An 18,089-nucleotide genomic window follows, 5' to 3' on the forward strand; every position below is an offset into this window, starting at 1 on the left:
CCCCGCCCGCGCCCGCCCCCCCGGCGGGGGGGGGGGGGGCCGGCGGCCGCGGCCGGGCCCCGCCCCGGGGCCCCCCGTCTCGCGCGTTAACCTCGACCGATGCTGATCCGTCCCGTGCCGCGCGAGGAGCGGCGTCGCCTGGCACCCCTCTTCGCGGCCTACGCCGCCGAGATGCGCGAGACGCTGGCCGGCGCGGAGGTGGCCTCGCCGGACGCACAGGCGTCCCTGCTGGCGGAGCATCCGGCGGCGGAAGTGCTGGTGGCGGAGCGCGACGGCGCGGCGCTGGGCTTCGCCGTGCTCTTCGACCTGCCGGAGATCGTCTTCGCGCGGCGCTGCGGCCAGCTCGACGACCTCTTCGTGCTGCCCGCCGCACGCGGCCAGGGCATCGCGCGCGCCCTGATCGCGGAAGGCTGCGCGCTCGGCCGCGCGCGGGGCTGGAGCCATCTGCGGTGGATCGTGCCGGAGGGCGACGCCGGCGCCATCGCGCTCTACGAACGGATCGCAGCCCGCGCCGATTGGCGCAGCTACGTCATCCGCCTCGACCCGGGGGTCTCGCTGTAGCTCAGCCGAAGGTCTTCAGCAGGTCGTCCACCTGCGCCGGCGTCAGCGTCCGCACGCCCGGCACGTCGCGCAGCAGCAAGGCGAGGCGTGCGGCCTCCTCCAGCTCCTCCGCGGCATAGACGGCGTCGCGCAGCGTCGCGCCGCTCACCACCGGGCCGTGATTGGCCAGCAGCAATGCCTTCGCGACCTTCGCCGCCTCGAACACCGCCGGTTCCATCGCCGCGTCGCCAGGCCGGTAATAGGCGACGCAGGGCAGGCGGCGGCCGATGCGCATCACGAAATAGGGCGTCAGCGGCGGCACCTCGGCATCGCCGCCCTCCGGCGCCATGCAACTGATCGCGGTGGCGTGGGTGGAGTGCAGATGCACCACCGCGCCCGCCTCCGGCCGCGCCGTCATGACGGCGCGGTGCAGGAACACTTCCTTCGAGGGCTTGTCGCCCGACAGGTGCGACCAGTCCGGCGCCAGCCTGCTGATCCGCGACGGATCGAGCCGCCCGAGGCAGGAATTGGTCGGCGTCATCAGGTAACCGTCGGGCAGCCGCACGCTGATATTGCCCGCGGTGCCCACCGAGTAGCCGCGGTCGAACAGCGACTTCGCGAGCTGCGCCAGCTCCTCGCGCAGCGCGCTCTCATTCATGGCTGAACGCCTTCAGGAAGAAGTCGCGCGCGCCGAAATTGCCGCTCTTGAGCGCCAGGTGGATCCCCGCCGGCTCCGCGCCCGCCGCGGAGCGGCGTTCCGCGAAGGTCCAGGGCACGCCGGGATCGATCTCCGCGCCGATGCGCAAGCTGGTCACGCCGAGCCGCTGCACCACCGCGCCGGAGGTCTCGCCGCCCGCCACGACCAGCCGCCGCACGCCGCGCGCGACGAGGCCCTGGGCGACGGTCGCCAGCGTCTCCTCCACCAGCGCGCCCGCCGCGTCACGCCCGAGCGCCTGCTGCAGCGCAGCGACCTTCTCGGGCGGTGCGCTCGCCGCGATCACCACGGGGCGGTCCGCCGACAGCCTGCCTTCCATCCACTCCAGCGCCTGGCGCGCCAGGGCGCCGGCATCCGGCGCGGCGAGCGGGTCGAGTTCCAGCACCGGCACGTGATCGCGCGCGAAGCCGATCTGGCCGAGCGTCGCGCGGGAGCAGCTTCCTGCGACGACTGCGCAAAGCCCCTCGGCCGGCGGCAGCACCGCGGCGTCGCTGCGCTCCGGCAGCAGCCCGGCGGCGCGGAAATTCGCGGGCAGCCCCATCGCCACGCCCGAGCCGCCCGTGACCAGCGCATGGCTGGCGCAGGCTTCGCCGATCGCGTGCAGATGCGCGTCGCTGACCGCGTCCACGATGGCGTAGCGGCGCCCGCCCTCCGCCAGCTTCGTCATCGCCTGCCGGATCGCCGCGGCGCCCTGCTCGACCACCGCGAAGGGCACGAGGCCGACCGCGCCATCGGTCTGGCGCGACAGCACGCGCACGAGGTCGGCATCCTTCATCGGCGTGAGGGGGTGGTTCTCCATCCCGCTCTCGTTCAGCAGGCGCGATCCCACGAAGAGGTGCCCCTGGTAGATGCTGCGGCCATTCGCCGGGAAGGCCGGACAGGCGATGGCGAAGCCGGCGCCGAGGCGCTTGAGCAGCGCATCCGCCACGGGGCCGATGTTCCCCTGGTCCGTGCTGTCGAAGGTCGAGCAGTATTTGAAGAAGAGCTGCTTCGCCCCCGCCGCGAGCAAGGCCTCGGCCGCCGCAACGCTCTCCGTCACCGCCTGGGCGACCGGCGCGGTGCGCGACTTCAGCGCCACCACCACCGCATCCGCCTCCGGCAGCCCGCCTTCCGGGACGCCGATCACCTGCACGCAGGTCATCCCGTTCTTCACCAGCATGGAGGCGAGGTCCGTCGCGCCGGTGAAGTCGTCCGCGACGCAGCCGAGCAGAAGAGCCATCAGGCAGTGTCCTTCCCAGGCGGCAGGCATAGCATGTCGGCATGGCCGATGCGGAAGCCGAGCCGGCCATCCGCCGCCTGCTCCGCGCGCAGCCGCGCCCAGTCGCGCAGCGCGAGGCGGCCGCGCCGCTCATGCTGCCCGGCGGCCGCGGCCATGCCGCCGACCAGTTCCTCCGCGAAGCGCGTCGCGACCGGGTTGAGCGGCCGCGTCCGCACCGCCCAGTCGGAGGGCGCGCGCAGCACGTCGTAGCCCTGCGCCGCGAAGGCCTCGGCGATCGCCTCCGGCGCCGCCGCGCCCAGCGCGATGCCCCCGAATCCCTTGTCGCGCGCCTGGTCGCGGGCGAAGCCGCGCGCCAGCAGCGCATCGGCGGGATGCGGCGGCGTGAAGCGCTCGCGGCCCGTCACGTTCAGCGCGGCATAGAAGGGCAGGCGGTGCGCGGCGCAGGCGGCGGCCATGCGTTCGATCCAGTCGCGGCTGACGAGGTCGCAGAGCGCGGTGTTCACCACCGCGTCCACCGCATGCAGCGGCAGGTTGTCCGGCGCGTCCCGCAGATCGGCGACCAGGCCTTCCACGCGCCAGGCGCCGCGCGGGCTGTGGACCAGCAGCGTGCGGCGGCCGGGGAAGGTGGCGGCCCAGCCGGCCTGCTCCGCGCGCTCCGCGATGGTGTCGAAGGCGCGCTCGATCAGCGCGGCATCCGCATCCACCAGCGTCCAGGCCTGGGCGCGACCGATGAAGTGGCCGAGCCAGCGCAGCAGCGATCCGGTGCCGGCGCCGAGATCGAGGATGCGCGGCCGCGCCGGCAAGGCCTGCGACAGTTGCGCCGCAAGGCCCGGATCGCGCGCTGCCGCATCGAAGGGCTCGCGCAGGTCGAGCCAGTCGCCGTCGAATTCCTCGGGCATTCAGGCCTTCTCCAGCTCCGCCGCGAAATGTGCGGCGCGGTCGGCCCAGCGCGGCAGGCGCTGCCCGGCCTGCCAGGCGGCTTCCGCCATCTCCGCGCGCAGTGCCGTGTCGAAGATCGCGCGGCGCATCGCCTTGCCGAGCGAGACCACATCGCCCGGCGGCGAGACGACGCCCGCTTCCACCGGCACGAGTTCCGCCAGCGCGCCGCCGGCGGTGACGGCAACCGGCACGCCCCGCGCCAGCGCCTCCGCCACCGCCATGCCGTAGCCTTCCCAGTGGCTGGCCAGCGCGAAGAGGTCGGCGCCCTGCCACAGCGCCGCCAGCGCGCCGCCCTCCACCTCGCCGGCGAAGGTCACGCGCTGGGCGATGCCGAGTTCCTCGGCCAGCGCCGAGAGGCCATGCGCATAGACCGCGTCGCGCGCACCGCCGGCGATGGTCAGGCGCCAGTCCAGGTCGGACAGCGTGGCGAGCGTGCGCATCAGCACGTCATGGCCCTTGCGCGGGATCAGGCTGCCGACGGAGAGGATGGCGCAGCCCTCACGGGAGCCGGTGCTGCGCGGGGCGGGATCGGTGCCGGGCTCGACCACGCCGATGCGCGCCGGGTCCGCGCCGAATTCCGGCGCCAGCCGGCTCGCGGTGAGGTTGCTGGTGGCGACGAGGCGCGCCATGCGGGGGAACAGCGCCTGCTCGGCGGCACGCAGCGCATCGCGCACCTCGCCGGGATTGCCGTGCTCGAGCGCGGTCGGGTGATGGATCAGGCCGATGGCGCGCCGCGCGGCGAGCTCTTCGGCGAAGGGCGCGAAGGCCGGCAGGCCGAGGCCGTCCACCACGATCCGCGTCGCGGTAGCGATTGCGGCGAGCGCGGCCCCCGCGCCCTCCGTCGCGGCGGCGTCCGCCAGCGGGTGGCGGCCCGGGAGTTCCACCACCTGCACGGCATGACCCAGGCCGCGCAGGCCCTCGACCAGTCGCCGGTCGTAGATGTAGCCGCCCGAGATCGTGTCGAACGGCCCGGGGACGAGCAGCGCGATGTCCATGCTTGCCGAGCCGATTCAGACCTTCGCGCCTGACGGCGCTCCGGTCATCGGATCGGGGGCTCCAACCGGGCCTTCGAAGGCCGCCCAGGCGATGTGGCTCTCGCGCAGCAGCACCTTGATGCCGGTCACCGCCTTGCCGCCATCGCCGAGCCGCCCGTCGCGGCAGGCCGCGGCGAGTTCCTGCTGGATGTGCAGGCAGAGATACTCGGTGGTGGTGTTCCTGCCGGCGAAGACGGGCTCGGCATCCAGGTTGCGGTAGTCGATCGGGGCGAGCACGGCGCGCAGCACGTCCTTGGCGAGCCCGATGTCGATCAGCAGGTGCAGGTCGTCGAGCTTCGGGGCGCGGAACTCCGCCTCCACGATGAAGGTCGCGCCGTGCAGCCGCTGCGCGGGGCCGAAGGCCTCGCCGCGGAAGCTGTGCGCGATCATGATGTGGTCGACGACGGTCAGGCTGAACATCGCAGGCAATCTCTCACTCTATATATAGGTGACGACGGGACAGAGAGGTTGGGGCGCGCCGGCATCCGGCAACAGCACCGACCCGATCCGCGCGGGCAGCTCCGCGAAGGGAATCTCCGGCCCGAGCAGCGCATCCAGGCGGTCATCGGCCAGCAGCGACAGCGCGAGCGCCATGCGCTCCCCATGCGTGCGGCGCCCGCGCATCGCCGGCGCGACCGCGCCGACCTGCGTCGAGACCAGGGAGAGGCGCTTCGCGTGGAAGGCCTCGCCGAGCGGCAGCTCCACGGCGCGGTCGCCGAACCAGGAGGCCTCGACGATCCGCCCCTCGAAGCCGCAGCGCGTGAGCGCAAGCCGCAGCCCCTCGGCGCTGGCCGAGGCATGCACCACCAGGTCGCGGTCGCCCGGCGCATCCTGCGGCGCGCAGAAGCGGGCGCCGAAGCGCTCGACCAGGTCGCGGCGCGAGACATCGAGGTCGCAGACGACGAGATCGAGGCCGGGCATCCGCGCCAGCAGGAACGCCACCAGCAGACCGACCACGCCCGCGCCGATCACCAGCGCGCGCTCCCCGACCAGCGGCCGCGCGTCCCACAGCACGTTGACGGCGGTTTCCATGTTGGCCGCCAGCACCGCGCGCTTATCCGGCACCGTGTCGGGGACCGGAATGCACATCGCGGCCGGCGCGAGGAAGGCGTCGTGGTGCGGATGCAGGCAGAACACGCGGCGGCCACGCAGCGCGGCCGGTCCCTGCTGCACCACGCCGACCGCCGCGTAGCCGTAGGAGACGGGGAAGGGGAAGCCGCCCTGCATCAGCGGCGCGCCCATCGCGGCCCATTGGCTTTCCGGCACGCGTCCGGTGAAGACCAGGCGCTCGGTGCCCCGCGAGATGCCGCTCGCGCGCGTGACGACCAGCGCCTGGTCGGCGGCGGGGGCGGCGAGCTCCGCCTCGCGGATCTCTCCGCGCTCCGGTGCGACCGTCCAGAAGGCGCGCGCCGTCATGGCGCGCAGACCGGCGGTCGCGCGCGGTCGAGCGCCGCGTCGCACAATATGTCCTCGCCGATCGGCCAGATCTTCCAGGCGAAGCGCAGCCCGTCCGCGATGCGCGTCGCCGGCGGCAGGCTGAAGGCGGGAATGCCGGAGCCGAGGATCACCGGCGCGATCGTCACATGCAGCCGGTCGAGCAGCCCCGCCGCGAGGAAGGCCGAGACGGTCTGCCCGCCGCCTTCCACGAAGATGCGCCGCAGGCCGCGCGCGGCCAGCGCGCGCAGCAGCGCCGGCAGGTCCAGCCCGTCGCCGGCGCGCGCGATGCGCAGTACCTCGGCCTCTCCATGCGAGGCGGCCCCGTCCGTTGCCGCGACCAGCAGCGTCGGCGCCGCGCCGTCCCGGAACACGCCATGCGTCGCCGGCAGGCGCCGTGCGGGATCGAGGACGACGCGCACGGGATTGCGCCCCGACACCTCCCGCGTCGTCAGCCGCGGATCGTCATGCCGGACGGTGCCGGCTCCCACCAGCACCACGTCGCAGAGCGCGCGCAGCCGGTGCGTGTGCAGGATGTCGCCCGCGCCGCCGATCCATTGCGAGGCGCCGCCGGGTGCGGCGATGCGCCCGTCCAGCGTCTGGGCCAGCCGCCCGATCACGCGGCAGCCATCGGGCGCCGTCGGCGGCGCCAGCACCGGGCCGAACAGCTCGCCGAGCGGCGTCGCCGGCACGGGCGCGCCATCCCGCGCCGCGAGCAGCGCGGCCCAGTCCTGGTCCTGCGAGGGGTGATCGGCCATGCGGCCGCAGCTATGCCGAAGCGGCGCGCCCTCGGCAATCGCACGCGCGCCGTCGCGCGGACCGATTCAGACCTGCGGGCCTGGCGGCCCCCCGGACATCGAGCCGCGTCACGCCCGCGACAACAAGGAGACCGCCGCGCCGCGCCCGTCGCGCATCCTCCCGCGCGCCCCATAGGTGCCGGGGCCGGGCGGCTTCGCAGCGCCGGCGATGGTCTCGATCACGCGGGATTGCAGGGCGATGGCGCGTTCCAGCAGGCGGCGGTTCTCCGCCGTCAGGTCGCGCAGCCGGGCGGCGACCTCCTCGGCGCGGGCGCGTTCGGCGCCCTCGGGCCGCGTGCCGAGCTTCTGGGCGGCGCCATAGGCGGCGGCGAAGGCGTCGGCCGCCTGGCGCTTGCCGCTGGCGAGCTCGCCGGCGGCGGCGAGGTCGAGCCGGGCCAGCGCCTCGTTCTCGGCGCGCAGCGCCTCCATCAGCCGCTGCGCCGCGTGCATCAGGGCGTCCATCATGCGCTTCGTGCTCCTTCCTGGGCCCGCAGCAATTCGCGGAAAACCGCCTCGCCGATGCCGAGGCCGCCGGCGCGGGCGAGGTCGCGGGCGATGGCGTCCACCAGCAGCGGCCGCCACTGCGCCTCCGCCTGGCCGCCGCCGAAGGGACCGTCGGTCGGCAGCGCGGCGAAGACGGGCTGGAACATCGCCGAGACGGCCTGCGCCTCGAATTCCTGCGACAGCCGGCGCAGCGTGCCATGCGCCGTGGGCGGCGATTGGGCCAGGCCGTTCAGCGTGGTCATGCAGCGGGCCTCCTCTTCAGCGGACTTCAAGCTCCGCCTGCAGCGCGCCGGCGGCCTTGATGGTCTGCAGGATCGTGATCAGGTCGCGCGGCCCGACGCCGAGGCTGTTCATCCCGCGCACGAGGTCGTCCAGCGTGACGGTGCCGCGCAGGATGCCCATGCGGCGCTCGGCCTGGTCGTCCACCTCGATGTTGGTGCGCGGCACCACCGCGGTCTGGCCCTGCGCGAGCGCATTGGGCTGCACCACCTGCGGCGTCTCGGTGATGCGGATGGTCAGGTTGCCCTGTGCGATCGCGACCGTGCTGATGCGCACATTCGCCCCCATGACGATGGTGCCGGAGGCTTCCTCGATGACCACGCGCGCCACCTGGTCGGGCGTCACGCGCAGTTGCTCGATCTCCGCCAGCAGCCCGACCGCGTCGCGCCCGCCGATGTTGAGCGCGACGGTGCGCGGATCGGTCGCGACCGCCATGCCGCCGCCGCCGAAGCGGTTGATCGCGGCGGCGATGCGCCGCGCCGTGGTCAGATCCGGGTTGCGGAGCGAGAGGCGGATGCGGTCGCCCTGCGCGAAGCGGAAGGCGACCTCCCGCTCCACCACGGCGCCGGAGGAGATGCGCCCGGCGGTGGGCACGCCCCGCGTCACGCTGCCGGCCGCGCCGCGCGCGGCGATCGCGCCGGTGGCGACGGTGCCCTGCGCCACGGCATAGACCTCCCCGTCGGCGCCGAGCAGCGGCGTGACCAGCAGCGTGCCGCCGGTGATGTTCGTCGCGTCGCCGAGGGTCGAGACGGCGACGTCGATGCGCGTGCCGGGGCGGGAGAAGGCCGGCAGGTTCGCCGTCACCATCACCGCCGCGACGTTCTTGGTGTCGAGCCGGGCTTCCTGGTCGCGCGTGTTCACGCCGAGCCGCTCCAGCACGCCGATCAGCGACTGGCGGGTGAAGACGGCCGAGCGCAGCCGGTCGCCGGTGCCGTTCAGCCCCACCACCAGGCCGTAGCCGACGAGCTGGTTGTCCCGCACGCCCTCGACATCGGCGATGTCCTTGATGCGCACCTGCGCTCCGGCCGGCATGGCGAGCCCGGGCAGCACCGCCACGAGGCAGGCGAGGGCGGCCCCCGCGATGCGCCGCAGCGTCACGCTCATTCTCGGGCAAGGAATTTCCGCCACGCTCCCCTCCATGCCGCCGGCGCGCCGCGCGCGCCGCGGCACGGGCAGGGGCAACCGGCGTGCCAGCCCCCGTGGCGGGAATGGCGGCAGCTTCTGCCGGGATGGCGGCAGGCGGTGCCGGCAGGGCGGCAGGAGAGGTCATGCGACAGAGGGGGATGCGGGCGTGAAGAGCATCGGCGGGATCTCCGGTCCGGCTGCGGCGACCGCGCGGCGGGCGGCGCGCCCAGGCTCCGGCTTCGCGCTGCCGGGCGCGCGCGCCGTGCCGGCCGGTTCCGCCGCGGCGGCGCCGGAGGGCATCGCGGCGCTGCTGGCGGTGCAGGACGAGGCCGCTTGCTTCACATCCGCGCGCGAAGCGCCGCTGCGCCGCGCCGCGCTGGCGCTCGACGCGCTGCGCGGCCTGCAGCTCGACCTGCTGCGCGGCGGCGGCGATTCGGCGCGCCTCGAACGGCTCGCGGCGCTGGTCGCCGTGCCCGACGCGGTGGCGGAGCCGGGGCTCGCGCCGCTGCTGGCGGAGATCCGGCTGCGCGCGCGGGTTGAACTCGCCCGGCACCATGCGCAGAAAGCAAGCGCCCCGCCGCGCTGACGGGCCTTTGTTGCGCCACGATGCGGCAGTTGGGTGAAAAGGCGCGAAGATCAGCGACTTGCCGACGAGACAGGGCTTGTCTCTGCCCCAGTCTCGCCACTATGGTCCGCCCGCCTTCGCCGGCCGGGCGCCGGGCCATGGCCGAAGGGGGTTGGGGAAGTTGTGCCATGCTCGTGACCTTGCCGCCGGACTACCGACCGACGTCCGCCGAAGAGTTCATGAATCCCCTGCAACTCGAGTATTTCAGGCAGAAGCTGCTGCGATGGCGGGGCGAGTTGCTGCGCGAGGCCGGCGAGACGCTGCACAGCCTCGGTGAGGGCGGCATCGCCGAGGCGGACCTCACCGACCGTGCCAGCGTCGAGACCGACCGCGCGCTCGAACTCCGCACGCGGGACCGCGCGCGCAAGCTGATCTCCAAGATCGACCAGGCACTCGAGCGGATCGAGAACGGCACCTACGGCTATTGCGAGGAAACGGGCGAGCCCATCGGCCTCCGCCGGCTGGAGGCGCGGCCGATCGCGACCCTCTCCATCGAGACGCAGGAGCGCCACGAGCGCATGGAGCGCGTCCACCGGGACGACTGAACCCGGCGTCGCGCGGCCGGGTGGCGTGCGCTACGCGTCGCGGCGGCGGGCGAGTTCGACCACGCGGCGGGCGCGGATGCCGGCGCGGACCGACCAGACGACGAGCTTCGAAAGCGCCTGCATGTCGAGTGGCATGCCGCGCCGCCAGACATCCATGAGCAGCACGATCCGCACCCCGTCGCTCTCGTTGCGGACGCCGTGGCGGAAGGTGTCGTCCCACAGCAGCGCCTCGCCTTCCTCGAGCCGCAGATCATGCCCGTCCACCGACAGGACCGCGGCCGGGCGGCCGAGCGCGTCGCGCGGCATCACCAGGGGCAGGTAGAAGCGCAGCACGCCGCGCACCGGCCCGCGATGCTCCGGGATCACCTTGCGCGGTGCGAGGAAGGAGACGGAGGCCGAGAGCACCTCCGGCGTGGCCCGGAGCAACCCCGCCAGGGTGGGGCAGAGGCGCATGTTCTCCGGGAACTCCACGCCATAGGCCTTCAGCAGCAGGAGTCGCCAGTCGCGGCCGTCGTTGGAGGAGATCTCGGCCTGCTCGGGCATGATCTCGTGGAAGCGGGGCACGCGCGCGAGGCCTTGCGCCACTGCCAGGGCCTCGTCGCGCAGGTCGCGCCACGCCTCGGCGAAGCGCCGGCCTTCCGGGAAAAGGCGGTCCATCGGAAGGATCGCCGGCGCTGCGATCCGGCTGTCATAGATCCTGCGGATCGCGCTCGCGGCGTGCTCATACAGGTCGAATGTCATGTCCATCGCGGCATTCCCCTTTCCCTGGTCGGGCGGCGGCGGTGCGCGGCCAGAGGCCGAGGGGGCCGACCGCCAGCGCGACGATGAGGCCCCCGCATCCTCGAAGCGTTCCGTGCCCACGCCACCCTTCCTTCCGGCGAGAAGGCTGCCGGCCCGCGTGTCACCGGACCGTCCGCGCCGCGGCAGGGCGCCGTCCGATCCGGCGTCAAATCCGCGTCAGCGCCGGGAACCGGGCGGGCGGCGGTGATCGCGAAACCCTTTGAATACGAAAATACTAATGTTTATGATGTGAAAGGTTTCGGCGGTCGGGGCCACGCATGTCAGCGAGCGACACGCAATCAGTCCGGTTGGCGCTGCGGCTGCTCGGTCCATTCCGGCTGTCGGCGGGGGATGAGGTGGTCGGCCACGCATTCGGGCCGAAGAGCCAGGCGCTGCTGGCCTATCTCGCGGCGCGCCGCGGCGTGCCCGCGCATCGCGACCGTGTCGCGACGCTGTTCTGGGCGGATCGCGGGCAGGAGCAGGCGCGGCACAGCCTTCGCCAGGCGCTGCTGACGCTCCGCCGCGGACTGGCGGCGGCCGGGGCCGACCCCTTGATCACCGAGGCCGGCTTCGTCGCGCTCGATCCGGCTTCCGTCACGACCGACCTCGAGGCGTTCGAGACCCTGGCCGCACGGGACGACCTCGACTCCCTGCGGCAGGCGGAGGCGCTCTGGGCGGGCGACTTCCTCGACGGGCTCGCGGTCTCCTCCGAACCGCTCGTCGAATGGCTGGAGCGGGAGCGGGACCGGCTGCGCGCGCTGACCTGCGACCTCCGGCTGCGGCTGGCGCGCGGCCTGGCGGAGGCGGGCGAGACGGGGGCCGCCATGGTCGCTGCGCGCCGTGCGCTGGAGCTCGACCCGGCGCTGGAGGAAGGTCACCAGCTTCTGATGCGGCCGCACCAGTCGGCGGGGCAGCGCACGGCGGCGATCCGGCAATACCAGCTCTGCGCGGCTGTGCTCGCTCGCGAACTCGGTGCGACGCCGTCCGCCGAGACGGAGCGGATCGCGGCTGCGCTGCGCAGCGAGCAACTGCCGGCCGCGCGCCCGGCCGGTTCGCCCCAGCCCGGGCGTCGGGCGGCGCAGTCCTCCGCGCGCCATGCGCCCTGGCTGTTCGCCGCCGGACTGGCCGCGCTGCTGCTGGCGCTGGCGATCGTGTTCGCACCGACGCGCATCGCCGAACGCGTCGCGACGCCGCCGGCGGCGACGGACGCGAGCCGTCGCTGACGAGCGGAGAGGCCTGGCCCCTCAGCTCGCCGCCGTCTTCGCCTTTCGGCGCGGCGCCGCCGATTTCACAGCGGGCGATTTCACAGCGGGCGATTTCGGCGGGTGCGGCTCCGGCGCGGATGGCGCTTCGGGTCTGCGCGGCGGCGGGGGGCGCCCGTCGAAGTTGAAGCGCGTGACGCGCGAGGACCAGAAATGCAGGTCGCGCGCCAGGCGCTGCCGGTCCGCGACCGCATGGCAGAGCGCGCGGGCCGCGCCGATCGCGGCGGCTTCCTCGGGCGGCGCGGCTTCCAGCGCGGCATCGAGCGCCGCGAGGGAGTCCGACGCGGGCGACGCCTGGAGGCTCGCGATCAGCGCGCCGGTGGCGCGCGGCGCGCCGGTGGAGAGCGCGAGCAGGATCAGCGCCGCGTCGTAGCTGCCGGCCTCCCCGCCTTCCAGCGCGAAGCCGCGGCGCTCGGCGGGCGAGAGGCTGGCCTTCAGCAGGCGATAGAGATTCGCGAAGCGCTTGGCCCGGCGCGGCGAGGCGCCGATGGCCGCGGCCATGTCGAGCAGCCTGTCGCGCTCCGCGGGGCCGAGCACCAGCGCTTCCGCGACGGCTTGCGGCTCCGGGATCTCGCTTGCGGCTTCGGCGCCGTCGGGCGTCGTTTCCTCGCCTTCCGTGCCGGCGTCGGCGGGCTCGTCGCGTGCCGTGCCTGGGGTGGCCTGCGCCGCCTTCGCGGGCGTCGTGCTCACGCCGCCCGTGGCGTCGCCGCCCGGCGCGGCCGACTGCGCTTCCGTGCCGACCGCGCCCTCCAGCAGGCGCCGGCCCGCGGCGGCATCCATCGGCGGCAGCCAGAAGGGAACCTGAAAGACCTTCTCCAGGTAGTCGATCGGCGAGGCGATGCCCGGGCCCTCGCCGAGCTGCTTCGGATAGCGCTCATGCAGCGCCTGCGCGACCCAGCGCACATCCACGCCGACCACCGCGACGAAGAGCTTGAAGGCCAGCAGCAGGTGCACCGCCTCCAGCACCTCCACCACGCGCGCCGGCGGGCAGCGATCGAGGTCGTCGATGTAGAGAACGATGCGCTCCACCGGCGCCTGCGCCTGCACCGTGCTTTCCTGCGGGTGCACCTGTTCCAGGATTGTCTGCAGGCGTTCGAGGTCGGTGCGGATGGTGTGGACCAGGCCGAGATGCCGCTGGTAGTCGCCCTCCGCCAGGCGCTGTGCGACGAAGCGCTTCAGCCGCTCGGCCGAGACGGATTGCTTCAGCTCCTCCTGCGCCTTGTCCACGGCGGCCTGCGCGGCCTCGAATTCGGCGCGGCGGCGGGCGGCCTCGGCTTCCGCCTCGGTGGTGGCACGGCGCGCGGCGAGCAGCGCGGCCTCGTGTTCCGACAGGCGCTGCGCCTGCCGCGCCTCCACCCGCTCGCGGATGCTGCCGAGCAGCGCGAAGGCGCGCGAGGCGTCGGCCATGTGCCGCTTCGCCCAGGCAAGGGCGGCGCCGAGCGCGGTGGTGACGGTGCCGAGCAGCGTCACCACGGTGGTCATGGTGGCCGCGATCTCCGCGCCGCGCGCTTCCAGCTCCTGCGCCAGGCCGACCAGCAGAACCAGCACGATCAGCGTGACCAGCACCCCGAGCACCAGCCGGTCCTTGCGGATGCGCGCATTGGCCAGCCAGCCGAGCTGGCCCATGCCCCGCGCCGCGCTGGAATGCGCCTCGTCGAGCAACTCGCGCACGGCGCCGAGCTGGGTCTGCAGCGCCGCCGTCGTCGTCGCCGCGCCGGTCGCGGCCTTGGTCAGCGCCGGAACCTGCGCCGCCAGCTCGGGCCGGCCGAGATAGGTCGCCGCCTTGGCGACGCTGTCGCCCACGCTGCGGATCCAGGCCTCCGGGCTCGCCTGGCCTTCGGGCGGGCCGAGCTGCGCCAGCGCTTCCTGCTGCACGGCGCGCAGCACATCGGTGGCGCTCGGCAGGTTGCCCTCGCTGGCGCGGCGGGAGGCGAGCTGCTGGTCGGCCTGGCGCATCGCGGCTTGCGCCTCCACCAGCCGCCGTTCCGCCGCCTGCAGGCGCTGCTCGGCCTCGATCTTCTCGGCCTCGCGCAGCTTGAGCTGGTTCAGCATCAGCTCGAAGGGTGGGGCCCCGGACTCCTTCGGCTTCAGCTCGCGTTCCAGCGCGACGAGGATGGCGTGGACCAGGCTCGCCCAGAGGTTGCCCTCCGCATAATGCCAGGCGTTGAACTCGATCTGGACGATGCGGCCGAGGAAGGGCGTGGGCTGCTGCTGCGCCGCCGCGTCGCGCCCCGCCGCCTCGAAGTCGCGCACGGCGGCGCGGATCATCGCCATGAAGAAGGACTTGCCCGAGCCCCAGGGGCCGAAGACGGCGATGGAGAGCGGCGGCCGCTGCTCCCGCGCGGCCATCAGCGCGCCGAGCGCATCGGCGTAGCGCCGGAGGTCGAGCGTGTCGTCGCTGCGCGGATCGTCCGGGATGATGTCGGGACGGGCGGTCGCGATCATCGGCACGCTGCTGCCGATCAGCAGGCGGCGCCAGGCGGCCTGGTCGTCCTGCGGATGCCGGTGGGCGATGATGCGCGCCATCGCCTGCCGCAGCACGTCGAGGTCGGCGCCGGCCTCGGTCAGGCGCGTACGCGCGTCGCTCGCCCGGTCGGTGCCGTCGGGCATGCTGATCAGTGCGGCGAGCAGGTGCCGCATGCCGACCGGGTCGCCGCCGGCGGTGCGGCCGGCGATCGCGCGCGCGTCGTCGAGGATCGGCTGGGCGTTGTTGCTCAGCGGCGGGAAGGCATCGCCCGCCGCGGCCACCGCGGCGCGAAGATCGGCCGGCATGTCGAAGGCCGCGTCGCGCGCGGCGGCGTAGCCGCCGTCATGGTCGAGCATGCCGCGCAGCATCTTCGCGAGCTCCGCCTCGGCCGGTGGCAGCAGCGGCCCGGACTCGGCCAGCGCCACCAGCAGGCCGCTCGATCGCAGCAGCGCCCGCCGCGCCTCCTTCCGCCGCCCCGCCAGCACGAAGCCAAGCCGCAGCACGGCGGAGGCCGCGGCATCGTAGCCCGGGAGATCGGTGGGCGAGGCGGGTGTCGGTGCGGCCGCGCCGGATTGCGGCGCAGCCGTGCCGAGCCCCGCCGGAAGACGCGCCGCGACCCGCTGGCCCTCCGGCCCCAGCAAGCCCCAGTCGGCGGCCTGGCGCTGATGCGCCGAGGGGATGTCGAACAGGTAGCTCGCCATTATGTCGGCCGGCTCGACCGCACCGTTCCCAGCCTCGCGCTGCCCATGCAGCCGGGCGGCGGAGCGCAGCACGAGGGTCGCCGAGGCGGAGAGCATGGGCCGGCCGGAAGGCCAGCCGCGCTCGGGCGACGTCGCCACCTCGCCGGACAGGCGCTCGATCGCCGTGCGGGAGAGATCGCCCTTGCCCTTCAGCATCCCGGCGACCCGCAGCGCGCGCCGCCCCTCCACCTGCCAGTCCTGCTTCGCGGCGAAGCGTGCATGGAGCAGGCCGAGCAGCAGCGTGGTGTAGCTGACGAACACGTCGTCCGGGACGCTGTCGCCGATCCAGGCGGCGACGCGCACCACCTCCACCGCCTCGGCATCGAGCGGCACCGGGAATTCGGGCGGCGATGTGATCGGCGCGTTCATGGCGTCGCTCCCGTCCGTCTCACCGGACGATAGCGAGGCGCCGGCGCCGCTGGCTACCCGCCGAGGTCCGGCACCGGATCGTCGAGCCCGGGCGGCGGCTGCGCCAGCGGGTCGCGCGCCAGCAGCCGGGCGTCGTTCTCCGCCACGCGGCCGACGCGGTTGTCCACCGGCCAGATCGCCAGGTCCTCCTCGGGGCAGGGGACCATCAGCTCCAGCAGGTCCGCGGGCTCCGCCGGCTCGGCGCCGAGCCAGGCATCCCAGGTCTCGGGCGCCAGGATCACCGGCATGCGGTGATGCACCAGCGCCTGCTTGCCGTTCGCTTCCGTCGTGATGACGGTGAAGGTGCGCAGCCACTCGCCCTCGGGCGACTTCCAGCCTTCCCACAGCCCGGCCACGGCCATCGGCTCGCCGCTGGCGAGCGCGACCGCATAGGCTTGCCGCCCGCCGGCCTCGTCCTTCCGCCATTCATAGAAGCCGTCCATCGGCACCAGGCAGCGGCGCTTCGCGAAGGCGTCGCGGAAGCTGGGCTTCTCCGCGATGCCATCGCCGCGGGCGTTCATCAGCTTCGCCGCGTCCTTCGCATCCTTCGCCCAGCGCGGCACCAGGCCCCAGCGCAGCGGATCGAGGTGGCGCGCGCCGCTGTCCGGGTGGCGGCGGACCACCAGGCTCGTCTGCGTCGGCGCCACGTTCCAGGAAGGCGGGTGGTTCGGCGTGGGATTGGTCGTCTCGAAATACCGCGCGAGGCCGGCGGGGTCGCGCTGCAGGAAGAAGCGGCCGCACATGATGGCTACCCCGCCGAGACCGATTTCGCCCAGGCGAGGAAGACGAAGAAGCCCGCGACGCCGAGCACGATATGCGCGAACAGCACCAGCTCGCCCCGCGCCTTCGAGCCGCGCGCCAGCTTCCAGGCGCCCCAGCCCGCCGCGGTGGCGACGCCGACCAGGGCGATGGGGATGAAGCCCGCCGGTCCCGGCAGGCTCGGCGGCGGCGCGGCGATGACGGAGGACAGCACGAGCCCGCTCGCCGCCAGGGCGGCGATCAGGTGCAGGTCCTTCAGCCGTTTGCGCCGCGCCCGCATCAGATAGAGCGCCCCGGTCGCGAAGCCGAGCGCGATGGTCGCCACCAGCGCGACGATCGCCGCCGTGTTCATCCGCACCCTCTCCCGCCGACATTCCGGCCCCTTACGAAGGGGGCGCGGCGCCGGCGTCAAGATCAGAAGGGCAGGATGATGTCCAGCACCTCCTGGCCGTAGCGCGGGCGCTGCATGTCGCTGATCGTGCCGCGGCCGCCATAGGCGATGCGCGCCTCCGCCAGCCGGTCGTGGCGCACCGTGTTGTCGCTCGAGATGTCCTGCGGGCGGATGACGCCGCTGACGGTCAGGTCGCGCAGCTCGCTGTTGACCCGCACCTGCTGCCGGCCGGTGACCACCAGGTTGCCGTTGGGCAGCACCTGCACCACCGTCGCCGCCACGCGCATCGTCACGCTCTCGTTGCGGCGGATGCTGCCGGTGCCGGTCGCGGTCTGCGCGCCGCGCGTTTCCACCAGCCGCGACGGGTCGATGGTGTTGGGGAAGATGCGCGTGAAGGAGGATGGCAGGCCGAGCAGCTGCGGGATGCCGAGCGAATCCCGACCCTCCCGCTCGCGCTCGGTCTCGTTGCTGAGCTGCGCGCGGTCCTGGATGGAAACCAGGATGGTCACCAGGTCGCCCGGCTGCGCGGCGCGCTGGTCGCGCAGGAAGGTGCGGCTGCCCGGGCGCCAGAGCGAATTCGCCGTGACCACCGGCGTCTCCAGCGCGGGCATCGGCATGCTCACCTGCCGCCAGCGCGGATCGCTTGTGGGATTCTCGATGCCGGCGAGCGCGGGCGGGCGGCCGACCTCGCTCAGCCGCTCGCAGCCGGGCAGCGCGAGGGCGGCCAGCAGCAACGCAACCCGCCTCATCGGGCCGCTCCCACCCTGACCCGGCCGCGCGCGACCGCCTCGGCCTGCACCACCGTCCGGCTCGACAGGTTCATCACCGGCACGACGCCGCCGCGCGGCGCGGAGTCCATCGCGCGGCCCAGCGCGCTCAGCGTCATGCCCGGGATCTCGTAGAGCATCGTCACGGTCTGCCCGCGCTCGATCAGCACGGGCTGCGCCAGGTCGGCCAGCAGCAGCGGCTGCTCGGCCGCGGCGGGACGGCGCAGCGCCTGGCCGAGCACCGCATCCGGCGCCTGCGCCGCGCCGGGCCTGAGGCGGGAGGCCGGCACGCGGATCAGCCGCACATCCTGCGCGTCCAGCACCTCGCCGGCCGCGAGGCGGCGCGCGGCGACGAGCATCGGCGCGGTGCGCACGGTGCGGCCGGCCAGGCGCAGCCGCTGCGTCGGCACGCCCTCCGCCATCACCGCGAGCGTGGCGGCGAAGCGGCCGCCGGCCGCATCCAGCACCGCGCCTTCCGCGGCGAGCTGCACGAAGCCGCCTTCTGGCACAATCGGCGGCGTGAAGCCGGGCAGCTCGATCTCGTCCTCTTCCTCCAGCCCCTGGCCGCGCAGCGCGGCGCGGAGCGCGAGCAGGATCTCGTCGCGCGACAGCGCGCGGCCCGGCCGTTCCAGCACCACGCGCTCCGTGCCGCCCATCGGGCGCCAGTCGAGGCCGTTGGCGCGCGCGATCGCGAGGAGCTGGGCCGATTCCACCACCAGCCGGGCGCCAGGGGCGGGCGCCGGGCCGAGCACCGTCCCG

General features: G+C 74.1%; 20 protein-coding genes. 4 read left to right on the forward strand and 16 right to left on the reverse strand.

Annotated elements, in window-relative coordinates; translation table 11 throughout:
* Nucleotides 1-99: 99 nt before the first annotated feature.
* Nucleotides 100-561: an N-acetyltransferase family protein gene (locus tag AC1MIR_RS02025; RefSeq protein WP_480026516.1), complete on the forward strand. Its 462-nt coding sequence runs from the start codon at nt 100-102 to the stop codon at nt 559-561.
* Between the two features lies 1 nt (nt 562).
* On the opposite strand, the gene otnC is transcribed toward AC1MIR_RS02025, so the two are convergent.
* From otnC to AC1MIR_RS02075, 10 genes are all read right to left on the reverse strand, one after another.
* Nucleotides 563-1,198: a 3-oxo-tetronate 4-phosphate decarboxylase gene (gene otnC / locus AC1MIR_RS02030; protein ID WP_480026517.1), complete on the reverse strand. Its 636-nt coding sequence runs from the start codon at nt 1,196-1,198 to the stop codon at nt 563-565.
* Nucleotides 1,191-2,474: a 3-oxo-tetronate kinase gene (otnK, locus tag AC1MIR_RS02035; RefSeq protein WP_480026518.1), complete on the reverse strand. Its 1,284-nt coding sequence runs from the start codon at nt 2,472-2,474 to the stop codon at nt 1,191-1,193. Before otnK ends, otnC begins: the two co-directional genes overlap by 8 nt.
* The gene (locus AC1MIR_RS02040) at nt 2,474-3,373 is read right to left on the reverse strand and encodes a class I SAM-dependent methyltransferase (RefSeq protein WP_480026519.1); all 900 of its coding nucleotides are present in this window, start codon (nt 3,371-3,373) and stop codon (nt 2,474-2,476) included. The genes otnK and AC1MIR_RS02040 overlap by 1 nt, the downstream gene beginning before the upstream one ends.
* On the reverse strand, nt 3,374-4,408 hold the full coding sequence (locus AC1MIR_RS02045; RefSeq protein ID WP_480026520.1) for a glycosyltransferase family 4 protein: 1,035 nt from the start codon (nt 4,406-4,408) through the stop codon (nt 3,374-3,376).
* Nucleotides 4,409-4,423: 15 nt separating this feature from the next.
* The gene (locus tag AC1MIR_RS02050) at nt 4,424-4,867 is read right to left on the reverse strand and encodes a 6-pyruvoyl trahydropterin synthase family protein (protein WP_480026521.1); all 444 of its coding nucleotides are present in this window, start codon (nt 4,865-4,867) and stop codon (nt 4,424-4,426) included.
* An 18-nt stretch (nt 4,868-4,885) separates the two neighbouring features.
* Nucleotides 4,886-5,863 carry a zinc-dependent alcohol dehydrogenase gene (locus tag AC1MIR_RS02055; RefSeq protein ID WP_480026522.1) on the reverse strand — a complete coding sequence of 326 codons (978 nt, stop codon included), beginning with the start codon at nt 5,861-5,863 and terminating at the stop codon, nt 4,886-4,888.
* Nucleotides 5,860-6,639, reverse strand: a complete 780-nt coding sequence (locus AC1MIR_RS02060) for a RibD family protein (RefSeq protein ID WP_480026523.1) — start codon at nt 6,637-6,639, stop codon at nt 5,860-5,862. Before AC1MIR_RS02060 ends, AC1MIR_RS02055 begins: the two co-directional genes overlap by 4 nt.
* A gap of 108 nt (nt 6,640-6,747) precedes the next feature.
* Nucleotides 6,748-7,143: a flagellar export chaperone FlgN gene (gene flgN / locus AC1MIR_RS02065; RefSeq protein WP_480026524.1), complete on the reverse strand. Its 396-nt coding sequence runs from the start codon at nt 7,141-7,143 to the stop codon at nt 6,748-6,750.
* The gene (locus AC1MIR_RS02070; protein ID WP_480026525.1) at nt 7,140-7,424 is read right to left on the reverse strand and encodes a rod-binding protein; all 285 of its coding nucleotides are present in this window, start codon (nt 7,422-7,424) and stop codon (nt 7,140-7,142) included. The genes flgN and AC1MIR_RS02070 overlap by 4 nt, the downstream gene beginning before the upstream one ends.
* 16 nt (nt 7,425-7,440) lie before the next feature.
* On the reverse strand, nt 7,441-8,565 hold the full coding sequence (locus AC1MIR_RS02075; protein WP_480027045.1) for a flagellar basal body P-ring protein FlgI: 1,125 nt from the start codon (nt 8,563-8,565) through the stop codon (nt 7,441-7,443).
* A 187-nt stretch (nt 8,566-8,752) separates the two neighbouring features.
* On the opposite strand from AC1MIR_RS02075, the gene AC1MIR_RS02080 reads away from it, so the two are divergent.
* Both AC1MIR_RS02080 and dksA read left to right on the forward strand, forming a co-directional pair.
* Nucleotides 8,753-9,172 (forward strand): flagellar assembly protein FliX, encoded by a 420-nt coding sequence (locus AC1MIR_RS02080; protein WP_480026526.1) that lies wholly within the window; start codon nt 8,753-8,755, stop codon nt 9,170-9,172.
* A 167-nt stretch (nt 9,173-9,339) separates the two neighbouring features.
* Complete coding sequence (gene dksA, locus AC1MIR_RS02085; protein WP_480026527.1) at nt 9,340-9,756, forward strand: RNA polymerase-binding protein DksA; 417 nt, start codon at nt 9,340-9,342, stop codon at nt 9,754-9,756.
* 30 nt (nt 9,757-9,786) lie between these two features.
* Here dksA and AC1MIR_RS02090 read toward each other — a convergent pair whose 3' ends face one another.
* Nucleotides 9,787-10,503 (reverse strand): aspartyl/asparaginyl beta-hydroxylase domain-containing protein, encoded by a 717-nt coding sequence (locus AC1MIR_RS02090; RefSeq protein ID WP_480026528.1) that lies wholly within the window; start codon nt 10,501-10,503, stop codon nt 9,787-9,789.
* Nucleotides 10,504-10,892: 389 nt separating this feature from the next.
* Here AC1MIR_RS02090 and AC1MIR_RS02095 point away from each other — a divergent pair, with 389 nt between their 5' ends.
* Nucleotides 10,893-11,759 carry an AfsR/SARP family transcriptional regulator gene (locus AC1MIR_RS02095; protein WP_480026529.1) on the forward strand — a complete coding sequence of 289 codons (867 nt, stop codon included), beginning with the start codon at nt 10,893-10,895 and terminating at the stop codon, nt 11,757-11,759.
* 21 nt (nt 11,760-11,780) lie between these two features.
* Here AC1MIR_RS02095 and AC1MIR_RS02100 read toward each other — a convergent pair whose 3' ends face one another.
* The 5 genes from AC1MIR_RS02100 to flgA all read right to left on the reverse strand — a co-directional run.
* Nucleotides 11,781-15,374, reverse strand: coding sequence for a P-loop NTPase fold protein (locus AC1MIR_RS02100; RefSeq protein ID WP_480026530.1), 3,594 nt, complete (start codon nt 15,372-15,374; stop codon nt 11,781-11,783).
* Between the two features lie 53 nt (nt 15,375-15,427).
* Nucleotides 15,428-16,156: an SOS response-associated peptidase gene (locus AC1MIR_RS02105; protein WP_480026531.1), complete on the reverse strand. Its 729-nt coding sequence runs from the start codon at nt 16,154-16,156 to the stop codon at nt 15,428-15,430.
* Between the two features lie 5 nt (nt 16,157-16,161).
* The gene (locus tag AC1MIR_RS02110) at nt 16,162-16,524 is read right to left on the reverse strand and encodes a hypothetical protein (RefSeq protein WP_480026532.1); all 363 of its coding nucleotides are present in this window, start codon (nt 16,522-16,524) and stop codon (nt 16,162-16,164) included.
* Nucleotides 16,525-16,586: 62 nt separating this feature from the next.
* The gene (gene flgH / locus AC1MIR_RS02115) at nt 16,587-17,312 is read right to left on the reverse strand and encodes a flagellar basal body L-ring protein FlgH (protein ID WP_480026533.1); all 726 of its coding nucleotides are present in this window, start codon (nt 17,310-17,312) and stop codon (nt 16,587-16,589) included.
* Nucleotides 17,309-18,089, reverse strand: a 781-nt coding sequence (gene flgA, locus AC1MIR_RS02120) for a flagellar basal body P-ring formation chaperone FlgA (RefSeq protein WP_480026534.1), incomplete at its 5' end; no start/stop codon positions are given. The genes flgH and flgA, both read right to left, overlap by 4 nt.

It is taken from the genome of Falsiroseomonas sp. RANM36, assembly GCF_056682175.1.

What these genes read in the sequence shown, in the direction of transcription:
- AC1MIR_RS02025 (WP_480026516.1), top strand. Translation starts at nt 100, where the DNA reads ATGCTGATCCGTCCCGTGCCGCGCGAGGAGCGGCGTCGCCTGGCACCC.
- otnC (WP_480026517.1), bottom strand. Translation starts at nt 1,198, where the DNA reads ATGAATGAGAGCGCGCTGCGCGAGGAGCTGGCGCAGCTCGCGAAGTCG.
- otnK (WP_480026518.1), bottom strand. Translation starts at nt 2,474, where the DNA reads ATGGCTCTTCTGCTCGGCTGCGTCGCGGACGACTTCACCGGCGCGACG.
- AC1MIR_RS02040 (WP_480026519.1), bottom strand. Translation starts at nt 3,373, where the DNA reads ATGCCCGAGGAATTCGACGGCGACTGGCTCGACCTGCGCGAGCCCTTC.
- AC1MIR_RS02045 (WP_480026520.1), bottom strand. Translation starts at nt 4,408, where the DNA reads ATGGACATCGCGCTGCTCGTCCCCGGGCCGTTCGACACGATCTCGGGC.
- AC1MIR_RS02050 (WP_480026521.1), bottom strand. Translation starts at nt 4,867, where the DNA reads ATGTTCAGCCTGACCGTCGTCGACCACATCATGATCGCGCACAGCTTC.
- AC1MIR_RS02055 (WP_480026522.1), bottom strand. Translation starts at nt 5,863, where the DNA reads ATGACGGCGCGCGCCTTCTGGACGGTCGCACCGGAGCGCGGAGAGATC.
- AC1MIR_RS02060 (WP_480026523.1), bottom strand. Translation starts at nt 6,639, where the DNA reads ATGGCCGATCACCCCTCGCAGGACCAGGACTGGGCCGCGCTGCTCGCG.
- flgN (WP_480026524.1), bottom strand. Translation starts at nt 7,143, where the DNA reads ATGATGGACGCCCTGATGCACGCGGCGCAGCGGCTGATGGAGGCGCTG.
- AC1MIR_RS02070 (WP_480026525.1), bottom strand. Translation starts at nt 7,424, where the DNA reads ATGACCACGCTGAACGGCCTGGCCCAATCGCCGCCCACGGCGCATGGC.
- AC1MIR_RS02075 (WP_480027045.1), bottom strand. Translation starts at nt 8,565, where the DNA reads ATGAGCGTGACGCTGCGGCGCATCGCGGGGGCCGCCCTCGCCTGCCTC.
- dksA (WP_480026527.1), top strand. Translation starts at nt 9,340, where the DNA reads ATGCTCGTGACCTTGCCGCCGGACTACCGACCGACGTCCGCCGAAGAG.
- AC1MIR_RS02090 (WP_480026528.1), bottom strand. Translation starts at nt 10,503, where the DNA reads ATGGACATGACATTCGACCTGTATGAGCACGCCGCGAGCGCGATCCGC.
- AC1MIR_RS02100 (WP_480026530.1), bottom strand. Translation starts at nt 15,374, where the DNA reads ATGAACGCGCCGATCACATCGCCGCCCGAATTCCCGGTGCCGCTCGAT.
- AC1MIR_RS02105 (WP_480026531.1), bottom strand. Translation starts at nt 16,156, where the DNA reads ATGTGCGGCCGCTTCTTCCTGCAGCGCGACCCCGCCGGCCTCGCGCGG.
- AC1MIR_RS02110 (WP_480026532.1), bottom strand. Translation starts at nt 16,524, where the DNA reads ATGAACACGGCGGCGATCGTCGCGCTGGTGGCGACCATCGCGCTCGGC.
- flgH (WP_480026533.1), bottom strand. Translation starts at nt 17,312, where the DNA reads ATGAGGCGGGTTGCGTTGCTGCTGGCCGCCCTCGCGCTGCCCGGCTGC.